Raw genomic sequence first — 15,925 nt, 5'->3', positions numbered from 1 at the left:
TTCGTGTTGACATCGTGACGCTGTTTAGGTACATATCAGGAACATCGCGAAATACCGAGTCGAAACGGCCCTGTCCTCCCCGGCACGGGGAGGTGGCAGCCCGCAGGGCTGACGGAGGGGACTCGCCTCCTCCCGCAACCGCGCTTCGCAACGAGAATCCCCTCCACCGCCTGCGGCGGTCCCCCTCCCCGTGCCGGGGAGGACATGATCCTGAAACCCATCTCTTGGAGTTCCCCATGGCCAAGCAGAGCCAGGCCCCCGCGCGCCTGTCGCAGCGCCAGTGGCGCAAGCCGTTCCTTGCCGAACTGGCGGCCACGTCCAACGTCTCGGCCGCCGCGCGCAAGGCCGGGACCAGCACGTCGAGCGCCTATGCCTTGCGCCGCGCCGATCCCGAATTCTACCGCGAATGGCAGGAGGCCTTGTGCGAAGGCTACGACCATCTGGAAATGAGCCTGCTGCACCGCCTGCGCGAAGGCGAGATCAAGCCCGCCCCCGGCGCCAAACGCGGCACCCGCGTGTTCGACAACGCCACCGCCCTGCGCCTGCTCGCCGCCCACCGCGAAACGGCGGCCCGCCAGCGCGCGATCTATGAAAACCGCAATTCCGAAGCGATCCTGGCGGCGATCGACGCCCAGATCGACAGGATGCGCGAACGCAGCCTCAAGGCCCTCTCCGCGCCCAAACCCGCGCAAAAGCAGGACGGATAATGCCGGATACCACAGCATCCTCCCCTCCCCTTCTGGGGAGGGGATCGAGGGGTTGGGGCTCTCCCCCCGGCACTGCCCCAATCGAGAGCCCCCACCCCAACCCCTCCCCTGAAGGGGAAGGGCTTTCCGAACTCAGCCGTCTCCTCGCCGAGCTGAATCTTTCCGAACGCCTGACCTATCTGATGGGCCTGCCGCGCGCGGACCTGCTTGCCGGTCTCGGCAGGCTGACGGCGGAACAGCAGCAGGAAGTGCGCACCCACTGGAAGCTCTGGGCCCGGCCCGAGCAGCTTGCGCCCGAAGGGGACTGGCGCACATGGCTGGTCATGGCCGGGCGCGGTTTCGGCAAGACGCGCGCCGGGGCCGAATGGGTCCGCGCGGTGGCCGATGCCGATCCGGACGCGCGCATCGCGCTCGTCGGCGCCTCGCTGTCCGAAGTGCGCGCGGTGATGGTGGAGGGGGAAAGCGGCTTGCTGCCGGTCTGCCCGCTGCGGCACCGGCCGCTCTACGAGCCCAGCCTGCGCCGGGTCGTCTGGCCCAACGGTGCGCAGGCGCTGCTCTATTCGGCGGGCGAGCCCGAATCGCTGCGCGGCCCCCAGCACAGCCACGCCTGGTGCGACGAGATCGCCAAGTGGGACAATGCTTCGGCCCGCGCCACCCGCGCCTGGGACAATCTGCTGTTCGGCCTGCGGCTGGGCGAGCGCCCGCGCCTGATGGCCACCACCACGCCGCGCGCGGTGCCCTTGCTGCGGCGCCTGCTGGAGGAGGCCGGAGACGATCTGGCCCTGACGCGCGGACGCACCGAGGACAACGCCGCCAACCTGCCCGAACGCTTCGTGCGCGATATCCGCCGCCAGTTCGGCCAGTCGCTGCTGGGCCGTCAGGAACTCGACGGCGAATTGCTGGAGGACGTGGAAGGCGCGCTGTGGACGCGCGCCCTGATCGAACAGTGCCGCGAGGCCGAAGCGCCCGATCTGGTGCGCGTGGTCGTCGCCGTCGATCCGCCGGCGTCGAGCGGCGGCGATGCCTGCGGGATCGTGGTGGCCGGGCGGGCGGAGGATGGCTCTGCCCATGTCCTCGCCGATGCCTCGGTAGAGCAGGCCAGCCCCGAACGCTGGGCCCGCGCCGCCGCCCGCGCCGCCGGGCTCTGGCACGCGGACAAAGTGGTGGCCGAAGCCAATCAGGGCGGCGCCATGGTGGCAAGCGTGCTGCGCGCCGCCGAACTCATGCTGCCACTCAAGCTGGTCCACGCCAGCCGGGGCAAGAGCGCCCGCGCCGAACCCGTCGCCGCGCTCTACGAGACCGGGCGGGCGCGCCACGCCGGAACGTTCCCGGCGCTGGAAGACGAGATGTGCGGGCTCCTGGCGGGCGGGACCTATCAGGGCCCGGGCCGCTCGCCGGACCGCGCCGATGCGCTGGTCTGGGCCTTGAGCGAGCTGATGCTGGGCAAGGCAGCGGAGCCGAAGATTCGCATGACCTGAACACCCCATCCGTTCGTGTCGAGCGAAGTCGAGACACGTTGGCACTGCGCTGGCGTGTCTCGACTTCGCTCGACACGAACGGGACCTGAGAAAGGAACCCCATGTCCTTCATCGATACGCTCCTCTCCGCCTTCAAAGGCGGGAGTGCCCGCGTGCCGCTCGCGCGCGGGCCCGTTTCGCCCTGGTTCTTCGCCGATAGTGGCAATGGGCGGGCCCCGTTCGACTACGCCAGTGCCGTGCGCCGCGCCTATCTGGAGAACCCGGTGGCGCAGCGCGCGGTGCGGCTGGTGGCCGAGGGAATCGGCGGCGCGCCCCTGAAACCGGCAGATGATACGCTCACCGCGCTCATATCCGAAACCAGCGCCGGGCAATCGCTGCTCGAAACGCTCGCCGCGCATCTGCTGCTGCACGGCAATGCCTATGTGCAAGTGCTGAAGGACGCACGCGGGCGGCCTGGCGAACTCTATGCCCTGCGGCCCGAGCGTGTCTCGGTGATCGCGGGCGAGGACGGGTGGCCCGCCGCCTATGCCTATGACGTGGCCGGGCGGCGCCTCTCGATCCCGCTGCTGGACGAGGACGCATCGCCCAATCTGATCCACATCCGCCATTTCCACCCGGCGGACGATCACTACGGCGCCGGGTGCCTCGCCGCTGCCGATCAGGCGGTGGCGACGCACAATGCCGCCGCGCACTGGAACCGCCAGCTCCTCGAAAACGCGGCGCGGCCCTCGGGCGCGCTGGTTTACGAGACCGGCGACGGCAACGCCCTCACCAGCGACCAGTTCGACCGGCTGCGCGAGGAACTGACGAGCGCCTTTGCCGGCTCGGGCAATGCGGGCCGCCCGATGCTGCTCGAAGGCGGGCTGAAATGGCAGGCCATGGCGCTGTCTCCGGCGGACATGGACTTCGCCACCCTGAAAGCGGCCGCCGCGCGCGACATCGCGCTTGCGTTCGGGGTGCCGCCGATGCTGCTCGGCCTGCCCGGCGATTCGACTTACGCCAATTACCGCGAGGCCAACCGCGCGCTCTGGCGGCTCACGCTGCTGCCGCTGGCGGCGAAGATCTTCGCGGCGCTGGGCGAAGGGCTGGCCCCGTGGTTCCCCGACGCCGCGCTCGCCATCGATCTCGACCGTGTGCCCGCGCTGGCCGAGGACCGCGAGCGGCTCTGGGCGCAAGTGAGCGCGGCGGACTTCCTCGACCCGCAGGAAAAGCGCGCGCTGCTGGGCCTCGCCGCGAAAAACGGAAGGAACGTATCATGAGCAAAGGCGATATGCTGGCCGGGCTGCTCGCGCAGGCCTCAAGTGGGGCCGCAGGCGGAGGCAGCGATCTCGTCACCCTGCGCGCGATCGTCGAGGAAGCGAGCGAGCTGGGCGCGGCGCGCACGCTCGAACGCATCGGCCTCGACGACGAGAGCGCGCATCAGGATCTCTCCGAGCTGCGCGAACTGCTGCAGGCCTGGCGCGATGCCAAGGCCAGCGCCCAGGCCGCCGCGATCGGCTGGATCGTGCGTGCGGTGCTGGCTTTGTTGTTGCTGGGCCTTGCCGTGCGGCTGGGCGCAACGGAGCTGTTGCGGTGATGCGTGCGAGGCCCTTCGATCCTTCGACACGCTCAGGACTCAGGGCGAGCGGAGTTCAGGGTTCGGTACCTCCCCCCTCTCCGCTCATGCTGAGCCCTGAGCCGGCCGAAGGGGCGAAGCATGAACACACCCTCCGCTTCGCCGGATACGCCGCGCTATTCGGCAAACGCGATGCCGAGCGCGACGTAATCCGGCCCGGCGCTTTCGCCGGCACGCTGGCCGAACGCCGCGATCCGCTGCCGCTGCTCTGGCAGCACCGCGCGGACTTGCGCGTGGGCTGGGTGGAAACCGTGGCGGAGGATGCGCGCGGCCTGCGGGTGATCGCCGCCATCGACAATCCCAAAGGCGCGGCGGGCCTCGCTCTCGCGCGCGGGACCGTGAGCGGTCTCTCCTTCGGTTACCGCGCGCGGGACAGTCTGCGCACGGCGGAAGGCCGCGAACTGATCGCTCTCGATCTGTTCGAGATCAGCCTCGTCACGCACCCGATGCAGCACGGCGCGAGAGTGCATCTCGTATCCTCCCCGGCACGGGGAGGGGGACCACTCGAAGAGTGGTGGAGGGGCACCCGCGGCACCCCCCGCCCTCTCGCCGTTCCGTAAACCGCCTGTGCCCCTCCACCCCCCGCTTCGCGGGCGGTCCCCCTCCCCCGGCGGGGGAGGATTTCTTCCTCTCCCACACGAAAGGTCTATACCCATGGATACTCCCACCGAACCGCTCGACGCCTCGTTCGATCTCGTTGCCCGGCAGGACGCCACCGAACAGGCGGTCGAGGTGCTGCGCGGCGATGTCGACGACGTGAAGTCCCGCCTCGACCGCGTCAGCCGCGCCGCCCGCCCCGCGCTCGATGGCGGCGCCGCGCCCAGTCTCGAAGTGAAAGGCTTCGTCGAGGGCTATCTGCGCCGGGGCCGCGAGACCGAGCTGAAATCGCTGAACGGCGCCGTGCCTGCCGAGGGCGGCTATGCCGTGCCGCAAGAGATCGACGCGCTGATCGCCACGCGGCTCAAGGCGATCAGCCCGATCCGCTCGATCGCACAGGTAGTGCAGACCGGCAGCGCCGGATACCGCAAGCTGATCACCACCGGCGGCACCGCCTCGGGCTGGGTGAGCGAGACCGCCGGGCGCCCCGAAACCGCCACCCCGTCCTTCAGCGAGATCGCCCCGCCCTCGGGCGAACTCTACGCCAACCCGGCGGCGAGCCAGGCGATGCTCGACGATGCGATCTTCGATGTACAGTCCTGGCTGGCGGACGAGATCGCGATGGAATTCGCCCGGGCCGAAGGCGCCGCGTTCGTGAACGGCAGTGGTACCAACCAGCCCAAGGGCTTCCTCGCCGCTCCCGCCACCGCGCAGGACGATGCCGCCCGCGATTTCGGCACGCTGCAGTATCTCGCCTCGGGCGATGCGGGCGGGCTGGGCAGCGTGGTGGAACTGGTGCTGATCGACCTCGTCCATGCGCTGAAAGCCGGGCACCGGCAGGGCGCGAGCTGGGTGATGAACTCCACGACGCTCGCCGAAGTGCGCAAGCTCAAGACCACCGACGGCGCTTTCCTGTGGCAGCCGGGGCTGACCGATGGCCAGCCGGACCGCCTGCTCGGCTATCCGGTGGTGGAGGCCGAGGACATGCCGGACGTGGCCGCCAATGCTTGCCCGATCGCTTTCGGCAATTTCCGCGCGGGCTATCTGATCGCCGAACGCAGCGCGACCGCGATCCTGCGCGATCCCTTCACCAACAAGCCTTTCGTCCACTTCTACGCGACGAAGCGGATCGGCGGGCAAGTGCTCGATTCCGATGCGATCAAGCTGCTGAAGATCGCGGCGTAAACCTGAATTCCTCCCTGTCGCAAAGCGATGGGGAGGGGGACCGCCCGCGCAGCGGGTGGTGGAGGGGGCTCAAACACCCCTCCGTCATCCGCTGCGCGGATGCCACCTCCCCATTCCCTCCGGGAACAGGGAGGATTTTCTTCCCCCATCACCGGAGACGCCCATGAACCGGGTCATCCTTACCCCGCCGGAGCTGCCCAGCGCGGCGCTGGCCGAACTCAAGCAATGGCTCGGCGTGACCACCACGGCGGACGACGCGCCGCTGCTTTCGCTGCTCACCGCCGCGCTCGACGTGTGCGAGGGCTTTACCGGCCAGATGCCGCTGGAGGCCGAATGCGAGGAAGTGCTCCCCGCCACGGCAGGCTGGCACAGGCTCGCCACGCGCCCGGTGCAGGCGATTACCTCTGCCGAGCTCATCGCCACTGACGGCACCCGCACCGCGCTCGATGCCGTTACGTATGCCATCGATCTGCAGGCCGGTGGCACCGGGCGCATCCGCCTGCCCGGCGGCGAGACCCGCGTGGCGGTGCGCTTCACGGCGGGGCTCACGGCGGACTGGGACGCCTTGCCCAAAGCGCTGCGCCACGGGCTGATCCGCCTCGCCGCACACCAGCACCGCGAGCGGGAAAGCGCAGGCGCCGCGCCGCTGCCACCCGCCTCGGTCGCGGCGCTGTGGCGGCCCTGGCGGCGGGTGCGCCTGACATGAGCGGCGGGCTGATCGAGGCCGAAACCGATTTCGATTCGCTGGCCACCCGCCTTGCCCGGCGCGCCCGCGCCCTTGCCTCGGCCCATATCGCGGCACGCACTCTCGCCCGCCGGGACGATGCGCGCCGCTGGCGCCGGGCAGGCCTCATCTGGCCGCTCTTCGCGAAAGGATAGCTTATGGAAATCGCCCTGCGCGCCGCACTGCTGGACTGGCTCCGCGCCGACCCCGCGCTCTGTGACCAGCTCAACGCGATCGCCGAGGAAGCCCCCTCGCGCACCAGCCTGCCCTGGCTTGCCATTTCCGCCAGCGCCAGCACCGACTGGAGCTGCAAGACCGCCCCGGGCCGCGAAGTGCGCGTGGCGCTCGAACTCCACTGCCGGGGCGACAGGCCCGATGCCGCCGCCGCGCTGGTTTCGGCCATCGAAGCGCGGATCGAAAGCCTGCCGCGCGCGCAGACGGACTTCGATGCCGTCTCCGTGCAATTCCTGCGCGCCCGCGCCGAACAGCGCCGGGAAAGCCGCCGCGCGATCCTCCTCGAATACCGCTTCCGCCTGCTGGCGGTGTGAAGCGCTGCTTGTCCTCCCCGTGCCGGGGAGGTGGCAGCCCGCAGGGCTGACGGAGGGGATTCGCACCCTCACGCACCCTCGCGTTGTGGCGAGAGTCCCCTCCACCGCCGTTCCGGCGGTCCCCTCCCCGTCCCGGGGAGGATAACGCATTCCCCCGTTCCCGCTCAGGCTGAGCTTGTCGAAGCCCCCTCGTCCACAAACCCACCCCAAGGAGCCCCGTCATGACCGCCCAGAAAGGCAGTGCCTTCCTCCTCAAGATTTCCGATGGCGGTTCGCCCGCCGCCTACCAGACCGTCGCCGGGCTGCGCACCACGCAGATGTCAGTGACGGGCGAGACGGTCGTTATCACCAGCAAGGACAGCGGCGGCTGGCGCGAGCTGCTTTCGGGCGCAGGCGTGCGCGCGGTTTCGGTGAGCGCGGCGGGGATCTTCCTCGGCAGCGCCGCCGAAGCGCAGATCCGCGCCCATGCCCTGGCCGGAACGATCGACGCCTACGAACTGAGTTTCGAGGACGGCGAGAAGCTGCACGGCCAGTTCTTGGTCCAGCGGCTGGACTATGCGGGCGATTTCAATGGCGAGCGCAATTACACGCTCCAGCTGGAAAGCTCCGGCGCCGTGGTGGCTGCATGACCCTTCGGCAAGCTCAGAATGAACGGGCCAACAGCCTGCGCGGTGAGGCCACGCTGATGATCGAAGGCGTGCACCGTGTCCTGCGCCCCAGCTTTTCGGCGCTGGTGGCGGCGGAGGAGGAACTGGGCCCGCTCTTCGCGCTGGTCGAGCGGGCGGGCGCGGGGGAACTGCGCCTTGGCGAGATGGCCGCGCTGTTCTGGCACTGCCTTGCCCGCCGCGAGGGAATCTCGCGCGAGGCGGTGGGCGCGGCGGTCATGGCCCAAGGCCTCGCCGCCTGCGCCGCGCCGCTGCGCGTGCTGCTCTCGCAGATATTGAAAGGCATGGGGTGATGCAGAGCGCCGCATCCCCCCTCCCCTTCAGGGGAGGGGGAGGGGGTGGGGGCTCGCGGTCACGCGCAGTCTGTGGGGAGAGCCCCCACCCCAACCCCTCCCCTGAAGGGGAGGGGCTATCGTTTGCCCCCGCCGCGCTCGCGCTCTGCGCGCTGGCGGCCCGCACATTGCACTGGCGCCCGCATGAGTTCTGGGCGGCGACGCCTGCCGAACTGGCCGCCGCGCTGGGGCTGCTGGCGCCGGGCAGCGCGCAACCCGGGCTCGACCGCGCAGCCCTGCAACGGCTGATGGAGCACGATCATGACCGATGAAATCGACAGCCTGCTGGTGGAAGTCCGCGCCAGCACCGAGGGCTTCGCGCGCGATATTGCCGCGATGCGCGGCGCGGTGGACGGCGATCTCGTCTCCGGCTTCACCAAAGCGGGCGACGCGCTGGAGAAAGGCCTCACCGGCGCGATCCGCAGCGGCAGTCTGGGTTTTGATGACCTCAAGCGCGTGGCCCTTTCCACGCTGGACGAGATCGCCGCACAGGCCGCGCAGACACTGGTTTCGGCTATTGGCGGCAGCACGCCGGGCGGCGGCCTGTTCGATTTCGCCGGGCTGTTTTCCAGTGTGCTCGGCCTGCCGGGGCGCGCCACCGGCGGCAATGTGGCGCCCGGGCGCGGCTATGTGGTGGGCGAGCGCGGGCCGGAACTGTTCGTGCCGACATCGGCGGGGCGGGTCGAGACCGGCACCCCGCCTGCCGGGCGCGAGGTGCGGGTGGCGATCACCGTCACGGCGCCACGCACCAGCAGCACGCCGCAATCGCTCCAGCGCTCCTCGCGGCAGGTGGCCAGCGCCGTGCGGCGGGCGCTGACATCAAGCTGAAAGGCCCCCCTCAAACAAAAAAAGTCCGTCGCCCCCGCGAAGGCGGGGGCCCCGCTGCCTTCACTGCCCCCGATACCTAGCGCGGAAGCGGGATCCCCGCCTTCGCGGGGATGACGGAGTTGGTGTTGGCACCGCTGACAACCCACATCTTCGCCACTGAAAGGCAACCCCATGGCATTCTGGCTCGCAAGCAAGCGCCAGGGTCAGGCCAGCGACTGGATCACGCGTTTCGATCCGCGCTTCTGGACCGTCAATTTCCCGCGCCCGATGGTGGCCTCGATCGTCTCGACCGGCCCGGCCTCGCTGCGCGTGGACGCCGCGTTTCTGCGCAAGGGCGATCTGGGCGGGCTGATCTGGGCCAGCGAGGACGCGCTCGACCATCCGCTGCTCGCCTACACGACGGACCGCGATTACGCACATACTTCGCTGCATTTCCGCTGGCGTTCGGGCGGGGTAGAGCCGCTCGATGCCGTCTATGGCCCGACTCTCACGATCGAAGGGCGCGACGAGAGCGGCGCAGCGCGCACATGGTATGTGCGACTGTGGAACTACGCCGAGGGAACGGGCGAGGACGCGCAGATCACGCTCGATTTCTCCGATCTTCAGGCCGGGTTCTCGCTGCCGGGAGAGGCCGTCTGGCCGGGCGATATCGACCGCCTGTTCATCTCCTTCGTCCCGCCCGGCTATGACGGCAGCGCCGATCCCCTGCCCGCCGAGGCCGAAGGCTGGATCGAGATCAGCGAGATCGCCACCGACGGCGCCCGCGCGATGCTGGAGATCGGCGACGTTATAGTGCCGCCGCACGGCCTCGCCCTCGCCACCGGGTTCGACGATCAGGGCGTACAGACCCCGGCGCGACTGCTGCGCAATATTCGCCAGCTCGGCTATCGCGGCTCGGTGATCCTCTACGTGGGCATGAGCCATTATTTCCGGCTCACGCACGATGCGGGCGCCTATCTCGCCGGGCAGAGCGCCGATCCGCTCAACACCCCGGCGCGCGCCTGGCACCGCGCGTTCTTCGAGGGCTGCGTGGCGATGGGGCTGAGCCCGGTCGCCTCGCTGTCCTACGAACTGCTCGATCAGCATTGCCCGGACGGCTGGAAACAGCGCGACCATCTGGGCCAGCCCGCGCAGACCGGGTGGACCCCGCCCTCGACCCTGCTTTCCCCCGCCAGCACGCAGGCGATGGAATGGCTGCAATCGGTGGCCGCCGCCTTCACAGAGCTGATGCTGGATGCAGGCGCGCCGGTACGTTTTCAGGTGGGCGAGCCCTGGTGGTGGACGTTCCCCGACGGGCGCATCTGCCTTTACGACGCGGCGGCCACGGCGGCGTTCGGCGGATCCCCGCCCGCGATTGCCGATATGCGCGCCAGCCTCGATCCCGCGCAGACGGACCTGCTCGATGCGGCAGGCACGCTGCTGGCGCAATCGACCGCCGCGCTGGTGAGCGCTGTGCGCACGGCTGCCGCGCCCGAGCCGGTGGAGGCGCTGGCGCTGGTCTTCACGCCCACCCTGCTCGCCGCCGACATGCCCGAACTGAAGCGCGCCAATCTGCCGCTGGGCTGGGCCGCCCCGGCTTTCGACCGGTTGCAGGTGGAAGACTACGACTGGCTGACCGCCGGAGCGGGCGGGCTGCGGCGCAAGGCCTATGCCGAAGTGAACGCGCGGCTGGGCTATCCGCCCGAAGCGCAGGACTACCTCGCCGGTTTCGTGCTCGATCCCGCGGGCAACGCCATGTGGCGGCTGATCGATGCCGGGATCGACGAGGCGCTTTCGCGCGCGCCGCACGAAGTCGCGGTCTGGGCGCTGCCGCAGATCGCGCGCGACGGATACGTGCGGCTTCCCGCCCCGCCCCTTTCTGGAGATCACGCCATGCAGGCCTTCGACGATGTTCCCTATCCGCTGGCGCTGGGACGCGATGCTACCATAACGCCCGAATTCTCGACCAGCGTGGCGATGACCGCTTCGGGCTTTGAGCGGCGCAGCAGCTTGTGGTCGAACGCGCGGCTGCGTTTCGATGTCGGGCCGGGCGTGCGTTCGGAAGCGGAACTGGGCGTGCTGATCGCCTTCTACCGCGCCCGGCGCGGCCCGGCGCGCGGCTTCCGGCTGCGCGATCCCAGCGATTTCAGTTCGAACGGGATGACCGGCATGCCCACGCCGCTCGATCAGGAGCTGGGCACCGGCGATGGCCTGCAGACCGGATTCGCGCTGGTGAAACGCTATGGCGAGGGGGCGGACGCGCAAGTGCGCCGGATCACCCGGCCCGAGTTCGAAACCCTGCTCGTCTCCATCGATGGCGCGGTGCAGGCCGGGAACTGGACGCTGGACGATACGGGCGGCAATGCGGGCACGATCATGTTCGACGATCCGCCCGCCAATGGCGCCGTGGTGCGCGCGGGCTTTCTGTTCGACGTGCCGGTGCGCTTTGCCGAGGACCAGCTCGAAATTTCCGGCGCCGCTTTCGCCGCCGGGGAAGCCCCCAGCGTGCCGGTGGTCGAAATCCGGGAAGCGTCATGAGCCGGGTGTGGTTTGCCGGAGAGCTGGAAACCGTGGCCACGTTCTGGCGCATCCTGCGCCGCGACGGGGTGACGCTGGGCTTCACCAGCCACGACCGCGATCTGTGGTTCGACGGGGTACTGCACCGCGCCTCGCCCGGCATGGTGCCGTCCTCGATCCGCCGCTCCGCCGATTTCGAGCCCGACAGCGCCGAGGCGCGCGGCGCGATCACGCACGAGGCGATTTCCGGCGCCGACCTCGCCGCCGGACGCTTCGACCATGCGCAAGTGCGCATCGGCGTGGTCGACTGGGAAAGCGGCGAGCATGACGTGCTCTATGCGGGCTCCATTGGCACGGTTTCCGAGGAGGACGGGCAGTTCTCCGCCGATCTCGTCTCGCGCAAGGCGGAATTGCAGCGCGATTTCGTGCCGCGCACCAGCCCCTCGTGCCGCGCGGCGTTCTGCGGACCGGGGTGCAATCTCAACCCGGCGGCGCATAGCCGCGAGGTCACGCTAACCGCTCTGGATGCGCTGAGCAATGCGGCGCGGCTGGCCGAAGCGCCCGATCCCGCGCTATTCGCGGGCGGCACGCTGCGCTGGCTCGATGGCCCGCAGGCCGGGATCACGGCCCATGTGATGGCAGGCGATGGTACCGGGGGCCTCGTGCTCGATGTGCCTGTCGACGAGGCCACTCCGGCAGGCACCCGCGCTCTGCTGCGCGAGGGGTGCGATCACACGCTCGATACGTGCGCCACACGCTTTGGCAATGCCGCCAATTTCCGGGGCGAGCCGTTCCTGCCCGGCAACGATCTGCTCACGCGCTATCCCGACCCGCCGCAATGAGCACTGCAATGACTGGCGCCCAACTTGCCCAAGCCGCGCACGGCTTCATCGGCGTGCCGTTCCGCCTGCACGGGCGCGATCCGGTGGCGGGGCTCGACTGCGTGGGCCTGCTGGAAGCCGCGTTCCGGGCCTGCGGCGTCATGGCCCGCCTGCCTGCCCGCTACACCTTGCGCTCGCACAGCCTGCCGCCACTCTCCGGCATCGCCGCGAGTCTGGGCCTGCGCGAAGCACGCGGCGGGATCGAACCCGGCGACGTGCTGATCGTGCGGCCCGGCCCCTGCCAGCACCATCTCGCCATCGCGGCGGGGGCAGACCGCGTGGTCCATGCCCATGCCGGGCTGCGCCGCGTGGTCGAAGGGCCGCTTCCCGCGCACTGGCCCCTGGTGCGCCAGTGGCGCCTCCCACCTTCAAGGATCTGACATGGCCACGATCGTCTTCGGCACTCTGGGCACTATAATCGGCGGCCCGATCGGCGGCGCCATCGGCACGCTGATCGGACGGCAGGTGGACAGCAGCTTGTTCGGCCCCTCCAGCCGCAACGGGCCGCGCCTGACCGAGCTCGCCGTCAGCGCCTCCAGCTACGGCGAGCCGCTGCCCCGGCACTTCGGGCGGATGCGCGTGGCAGGCTCGATCATCTGGGCGACCGATCTCGTCGAGCACAGCGAAACGCAAGGCAGTGGCAAGGGCGGGCCCTCAGTCACGGCCTATAGCTACACCGCCAATTTCGCCGTCGCGCTCTCCAGCCGCCCGATCCAGAGCGTGGGCCGCATCTGGGCCGATGGCAAGCTGCTGCGCGGCGAGGCGGGCGATCTCAAGGCCGGCGGCACGCTGCGCATCCACACCGGCGAGGGCGATCAGCCGCCCGATCCGCTGATCCTTGCAGCCGAAGGCGAAGCGCGCTGCCCCGCCTATCGCGGCCTTGCCTATGTGGTGTTCGAAGACCTCGATCTGGCGGATTACTACAACCACATCCCCGCGCTGACGTTCGAAGTAATTGCCGATGACAGCTTCGATCTGGCGGACGTAACTGGCAGTCTGATCGAAGAGACCGACGCCGCCGTGCCGCTGGATGGCATTGCCGGGTTCACCGGCAGCGGCCCGCTTGCCGAAAGCCTGCAGGCGCTCGGGCAGGTGCTGCCGCTCGAAGCCGATGCCGGGGGTGAGGAACTGGTGATCGCGCGCGGGCGGCGGCAGGACAGTGCCCTCTCCCTGCCAGAAGCCGCCGTTGCCGTGCGTGACGATGCCTTCGGCGGCGCCTCGGGCTTTTCCCGCCACCGCGCTCCGCCACCCGGCCGCGCGCCTTCTGTCCTGCGCTATTACGATACCGGCAGGGACTATCAGGCCAGCGTCCAGCGCGCCTGCGGGCAGCCTGCCCCGGGCGAGCCGGCCACGATAGACCTGCCCGCCGCTCTCGATGCCGCCACGGCACGGGCGTTAATCGAACGGGCTGCCCGCCGGATCGACTGGACGCGCGAAAGCATCTCATGGCGGACCTGCGAACTCGATCCGGCCGTGGCGCCGGGCGCAATCGTCACGCTCCCGCAAATCGCCGGGCACTGGCGCGTGCGGGACTGGGAATGGCGCGAAAGCGGCGTCGAACTCTCACTGGAACGCATGGCCCCAGCCGGGGCCGATGCCGCGCCCGCGCTGGCCTCCGAAGCGGGCCACGCCAACCGGGCGCCTGACGAGCCGCTCGGCACCACCCTCCTTGCCGCTTACGAACTGCCGCTCGACAGCACTGGCGCAAATCCGGACACGCCGCGCCCCTTCGCCGCCGTGTCCAGCACCAGCACGAACTGGAGCGGCGCGGCGCTCTATGCCGATCATGGCGATGGCGAGCTGCATCCGCTGGGCCCGAGCGGCCGCACGCGCAGTGTGACAGGTGCCGTAACCGCGGCTCTGCCCCCCGCCAGCCCGCTGCTGCTGGACCGCACGTCCCGCCTAGAAGTCACGCTGGCCGATCCGGCCATGACGCTCGTTCCGGCCAGCCTGGAACAGCTCGCGGACGGCGCGAACCTTGCGCTGGCGGGCGAGGAAATCCTGCAATTCGCCCGGGCAACACCGCTCGGCGGCGGAGCCTGGCGTCTCGATGGCCTGCTGCGCGGGCGCGGCGGCACCGCGACCGGCCCCCATAGCGCCGGGGAGCCGTTCGTTCTGCTCGATTCCCGCCCCGTGGCACTGGATCCAGCCATTCTCGGCAACGCCGGCGGCCGCCTGGTCGCGGCGGCGGGCCGGAACGATCCCGAGCCGGTCACCGCACCGGTACTTCTGGGCGGCATCACCTTGCGCCCGCTCGCCCCTGTCCATCCACGCAGCACTGTTCTGCCGGACGGCACCCTGCGCCTGAACTGGACACGCCGGGCCCGCGGCGGATGGCAGTGGCAGGACGGCATCGACATGCCACTCGTCGAACAGACGGAAAGCTATATCGTCACTCTGGGGCCGGACGATGCCCCGGTGGCCCTGTGGCCGGTCAGCACGCCGAAGCTCGACATTTCCAGCGCGCAGCTTGCGGCCTTGTCCGCGCTGGCGCCTGCCGGGGTTCTTCGCGTGCGCCAGCAGGGAACCCATGCCCTGTCCCCCGCCCTACAGCTTTACACACTTCCCTGAAAACCGCCGAACAGGAGCCCCCATGAGCGATCCCGTCATGTTCGAAAGCACGAGCCCCCGATTCGCATTGCCCCTGCTGTATTCCGGGCAGGCACAGAAAGAGGTCTTCGTGAACGAGGCTTTCGCCCTCACCGACGCCCTGCTCCATTGCAGCATCGAAAGCGAGGCCGGTGCGCCGCCCGCATCACCCGCCGACGGGCAGAACTGGCTGGTGGCCGCCGGTGCGACGGGGGACTGGGCAGGTTTCGATCAGGCGCTGGCCTGCCGTCAGGGCGGGAACTGGATATTCGTGCCCCCCCGCGACGGGATGCAGGTATTCGACATTTCGCTGGGCCAGGCGCGCATCTTTTACGGCTCGTGGAAAAAAGCACTGCCCCCTGCGGAACCTAATGGCGGCACGACCGTTGATCTCGAAGCCCGTGCAGCGTTCAGTCAGCTGGCCGCTGCGCTCAGGGCCGTGGGCATCTTCCCGCCAGTTTAGGCGGTTGTAACGTACAGGGGCGGTTTTGTGTCACCGATTTTCCATCGACATGGCAGAACGGGCATCCAACCCCCCGAAAAAGCGACATTATTGCAACAGTCGCCGTCATTGTGCGCTTGCACCCGGTTTACGGAGGGGTTAGACACTCCGCGCACTCGGTGGCTCCACATCTCTACTAGTAGGGGAAACGTATGAGGAAACTCGTCATAGGGTTGGCGCTAGCATCTACTGCTATCGCTACGCCCGCTTTCGCACGAGACAACAGCTGGTACCTTGAACTCGACTTCGGCGGCATGATCGTCGAAGACGCCGATCTTGACGTCAACGGTGTGAATAACGCCGCGACGGCCGAGTTCGACGCGGGCTTCGACGGTGGCGCGGTTGTCGGTTACGACTTCGGTCCTTTCCGTCTGGAAACCGAAGCCAGCTATCGCGAAGCTAACGTCAAGTATGTGTCTGGCAAGGCCAGCAACCTGTCGTTCATGGTCAATGGCCTGCTCGACTTCGGTCCCGATGACGGCATTCAGGGCTTCGTCGGCGGCGGTGTTGGCGTTGCTCGCGTCGATGCCGACTACATCGACGATTCCGACAGCGGCTTTGCATGGCAGGCCCTGGCCGGTGTCCGCGCTCCGCTGAACGACCACTGGGACGTCGGCGTGAAGTACCGCTTCATGAACGTCAGCAATGTCGATCTGGTCGACACGACCGGCGCGGCCGTGAGCACCCGCTGGCGCTCGCACTCGCTGATGGGCACCCTGGCGTACAACTTCGGTGAGCCGGCTGCTCCGCCGCCGCCTCCGCCGCCGCCGCCGCCGCC

At 69.3% G+C, this 15,925-nt stretch carries 19 protein-coding genes; all 19 read left to right on the top strand.

All coding sequences use genetic code 11. The annotated features are described in order from the left end of the window. Positions 1-236 precede the first annotated feature (236 nt). On the top strand, positions 237-707 hold the full coding sequence (locus MTR66_RS20340; protein WP_243924406.1) for a hypothetical protein: 471 nt from the start codon (positions 237-239) through the stop codon (positions 705-707). Between the two features lie 182 nt (positions 708-889). Then, entirely contained in the window at positions 890-2,185 is a 1,296-nt protein-coding gene (locus tag MTR66_RS20335) for a DNA-packaging protein (protein ID WP_243924408.1), read from the top strand. A gap of 101 nt (positions 2,186-2,286) precedes the next feature. Continuing rightward, positions 2,287-3,444, top strand: a complete 1,158-nt coding sequence (locus MTR66_RS20330; protein ID WP_243924405.1) for a phage portal protein — start codon at positions 2,287-2,289, stop codon at positions 3,442-3,444. Further along, on the top strand, positions 3,441-3,761 hold the full coding sequence (locus MTR66_RS20325) for a DUF6127 family protein (protein WP_243924404.1): 321 nt from the start codon (positions 3,441-3,443) through the stop codon (positions 3,759-3,761). The genes MTR66_RS20330 and MTR66_RS20325 overlap by 4 nt, the downstream gene beginning before the upstream one ends. Positions 3,762-3,847: 86 nt before the next feature. Then, on the top strand, positions 3,848-4,360 hold the full coding sequence (locus MTR66_RS20320) for an HK97 family phage prohead protease (protein WP_243924403.1): 513 nt from the start codon (positions 3,848-3,850) through the stop codon (positions 4,358-4,360). Positions 4,361-4,454: 94 nt separating this feature from the next. Next, positions 4,455-5,582 (top strand): phage major capsid protein, encoded by a 1,128-nt coding sequence (locus MTR66_RS20315; RefSeq protein ID WP_243924400.1) that lies wholly within the window; start codon positions 4,455-4,457, stop codon positions 5,580-5,582. A gap of 163 nt (positions 5,583-5,745) precedes the next feature. Then, positions 5,746-6,288 carry a head-tail connector protein gene (locus MTR66_RS20310; RefSeq protein WP_243924398.1) on the top strand — a complete coding sequence of 181 codons (543 nt, stop codon included), beginning with the start codon at positions 5,746-5,748 and terminating at the stop codon, positions 6,286-6,288. After that, the gene (locus tag MTR66_RS20305) at positions 6,285-6,461 is read left to right on the top strand and encodes a hypothetical protein (protein WP_243924396.1); all 177 of its coding nucleotides are present in this window, start codon (positions 6,285-6,287) and stop codon (positions 6,459-6,461) included. Before MTR66_RS20310 ends, MTR66_RS20305 begins: the two co-directional genes overlap by 4 nt. Positions 6,462-6,464: 3 nt before the next feature. Continuing rightward, on the top strand, positions 6,465-6,854 hold the full coding sequence (locus tag MTR66_RS20300; RefSeq protein ID WP_243924393.1) for a DUF3168 domain-containing protein: 390 nt from the start codon (positions 6,465-6,467) through the stop codon (positions 6,852-6,854). A 221-nt stretch (positions 6,855-7,075) separates the two neighbouring features. Beyond that, positions 7,076-7,483, top strand: a complete 408-nt coding sequence (locus MTR66_RS20295) for a phage major tail protein, TP901-1 family (RefSeq protein WP_243924387.1) — start codon at positions 7,076-7,078, stop codon at positions 7,481-7,483. Continuing rightward, the gene (locus tag MTR66_RS20290; protein WP_243924385.1) at positions 7,480-7,812 is read left to right on the top strand and encodes a gene transfer agent family protein; all 333 of its coding nucleotides are present in this window, start codon (positions 7,480-7,482) and stop codon (positions 7,810-7,812) included. The genes MTR66_RS20295 and MTR66_RS20290 overlap by 4 nt, the downstream gene beginning before the upstream one ends. Next, positions 7,812-8,123 carry a phage tail assembly chaperone gene (locus MTR66_RS21420; RefSeq protein WP_327194536.1) on the top strand — a complete coding sequence of 104 codons (312 nt, stop codon included), beginning with the start codon at positions 7,812-7,814 and terminating at the stop codon, positions 8,121-8,123. The genes MTR66_RS20290 and MTR66_RS21420 overlap by 1 nt, the downstream gene beginning before the upstream one ends. Continuing rightward, a complete protein-coding gene (locus tag MTR66_RS20280; RefSeq protein ID WP_243924384.1) occupies positions 8,113-8,679 on the top strand; it encodes a tail tape measure protein in 567 nt (188 codons plus the stop codon). Before MTR66_RS21420 ends, MTR66_RS20280 begins: the two co-directional genes overlap by 11 nt. 171 nt (positions 8,680-8,850) lie before the next feature. After that, on the top strand, positions 8,851-11,196 hold the full coding sequence (locus MTR66_RS20275; protein WP_243924382.1) for a DUF2460 domain-containing protein: 2,346 nt from the start codon (positions 8,851-8,853) through the stop codon (positions 11,194-11,196). Next, positions 11,193-12,017, top strand: coding sequence for a DUF2163 domain-containing protein (locus MTR66_RS20270; protein ID WP_243924380.1), 825 nt, complete (start codon positions 11,193-11,195; stop codon positions 12,015-12,017). The genes MTR66_RS20275 and MTR66_RS20270 overlap by 4 nt, the downstream gene beginning before the upstream one ends. An 8-nt stretch (positions 12,018-12,025) precedes the next feature. Further along, positions 12,026-12,436, top strand: a complete 411-nt coding sequence (locus MTR66_RS20265; RefSeq protein WP_243924372.1) for an NlpC/P60 family protein — start codon at positions 12,026-12,028, stop codon at positions 12,434-12,436. Between the two features lies 1 nt (position 12,437). After that, entirely contained in the window at positions 12,438-14,627 is a 2,190-nt protein-coding gene (locus MTR66_RS20260; RefSeq protein ID WP_243924370.1) for a phage tail protein, read from the top strand. A 22-nt stretch (positions 14,628-14,649) separates the two neighbouring features. Beyond that, complete coding sequence (locus MTR66_RS20255) at positions 14,650-15,108, top strand: DUF2793 domain-containing protein (RefSeq protein WP_243924368.1); 459 nt, start codon at positions 14,650-14,652, stop codon at positions 15,106-15,108. 191 nt (positions 15,109-15,299) lie between these two features. Then, positions 15,300-15,925: outer membrane protein (locus MTR66_RS20250; protein ID WP_243924366.1), on the top strand; the 626-nt coding region annotated here is incomplete at its 3' end.

This window comes from Novosphingobium beihaiense (assembly GCF_022832375.1).
GTDB lineage: Bacteria > Pseudomonadota > Alphaproteobacteria > Sphingomonadales > Sphingomonadaceae > Novosphingobium > Novosphingobium beihaiensis.
The sequence above is the reverse complement of the archived record's forward strand: the minus strand, read 5'-3'. Positions and strand labels throughout refer to the sequence as shown.

What these genes read in the sequence shown, in the direction of transcription:
- MTR66_RS20340 (WP_243924406.1), top strand. Translation starts at nt 237, where the DNA reads ATGGCCAAGCAGAGCCAGGCCCCCGCGCGCCTGTCGCAGCGCCAGTGG.
- MTR66_RS20335 (WP_243924408.1), top strand. Translation starts at nt 890, where the DNA reads ATGGGCCTGCCGCGCGCGGACCTGCTTGCCGGTCTCGGCAGGCTGACG.
- MTR66_RS20330 (WP_243924405.1), top strand. Translation starts at nt 2,287, where the DNA reads ATGTCCTTCATCGATACGCTCCTCTCCGCCTTCAAAGGCGGGAGTGCC.
- MTR66_RS20325 (WP_243924404.1), top strand. Translation starts at nt 3,441, where the DNA reads ATGAGCAAAGGCGATATGCTGGCCGGGCTGCTCGCGCAGGCCTCAAGT.
- MTR66_RS20320 (WP_243924403.1), top strand. Translation starts at nt 3,848, where the DNA reads ATGCTGAGCCCTGAGCCGGCCGAAGGGGCGAAGCATGAACACACCCTC.
- MTR66_RS20315 (WP_243924400.1), top strand. Translation starts at nt 4,455, where the DNA reads ATGGATACTCCCACCGAACCGCTCGACGCCTCGTTCGATCTCGTTGCC.
- MTR66_RS20310 (WP_243924398.1), top strand. Translation starts at nt 5,746, where the DNA reads ATGAACCGGGTCATCCTTACCCCGCCGGAGCTGCCCAGCGCGGCGCTG.
- MTR66_RS20305 (WP_243924396.1), top strand. Translation starts at nt 6,285, where the DNA reads ATGAGCGGCGGGCTGATCGAGGCCGAAACCGATTTCGATTCGCTGGCC.
- MTR66_RS20300 (WP_243924393.1), top strand. Translation starts at nt 6,465, where the DNA reads ATGGAAATCGCCCTGCGCGCCGCACTGCTGGACTGGCTCCGCGCCGAC.
- MTR66_RS20295 (WP_243924387.1), top strand. Translation starts at nt 7,076, where the DNA reads ATGACCGCCCAGAAAGGCAGTGCCTTCCTCCTCAAGATTTCCGATGGC.
- MTR66_RS20290 (WP_243924385.1), top strand. Translation starts at nt 7,480, where the DNA reads ATGACCCTTCGGCAAGCTCAGAATGAACGGGCCAACAGCCTGCGCGGT.
- MTR66_RS21420 (WP_327194536.1), top strand. Translation starts at nt 7,812, where the DNA reads ATGCAGAGCGCCGCATCCCCCCTCCCCTTCAGGGGAGGGGGAGGGGGT.
- MTR66_RS20280 (WP_243924384.1), top strand. Translation starts at nt 8,113, where the DNA reads ATGACCGATGAAATCGACAGCCTGCTGGTGGAAGTCCGCGCCAGCACC.
- MTR66_RS20275 (WP_243924382.1), top strand. Translation starts at nt 8,851, where the DNA reads ATGGCATTCTGGCTCGCAAGCAAGCGCCAGGGTCAGGCCAGCGACTGG.
- MTR66_RS20270 (WP_243924380.1), top strand. Translation starts at nt 11,193, where the DNA reads ATGAGCCGGGTGTGGTTTGCCGGAGAGCTGGAAACCGTGGCCACGTTC.
- MTR66_RS20265 (WP_243924372.1), top strand. Translation starts at nt 12,026, where the DNA reads ATGACTGGCGCCCAACTTGCCCAAGCCGCGCACGGCTTCATCGGCGTG.
- MTR66_RS20260 (WP_243924370.1), top strand. Translation starts at nt 12,438, where the DNA reads ATGGCCACGATCGTCTTCGGCACTCTGGGCACTATAATCGGCGGCCCG.
- MTR66_RS20255 (WP_243924368.1), top strand. Translation starts at nt 14,650, where the DNA reads ATGAGCGATCCCGTCATGTTCGAAAGCACGAGCCCCCGATTCGCATTG.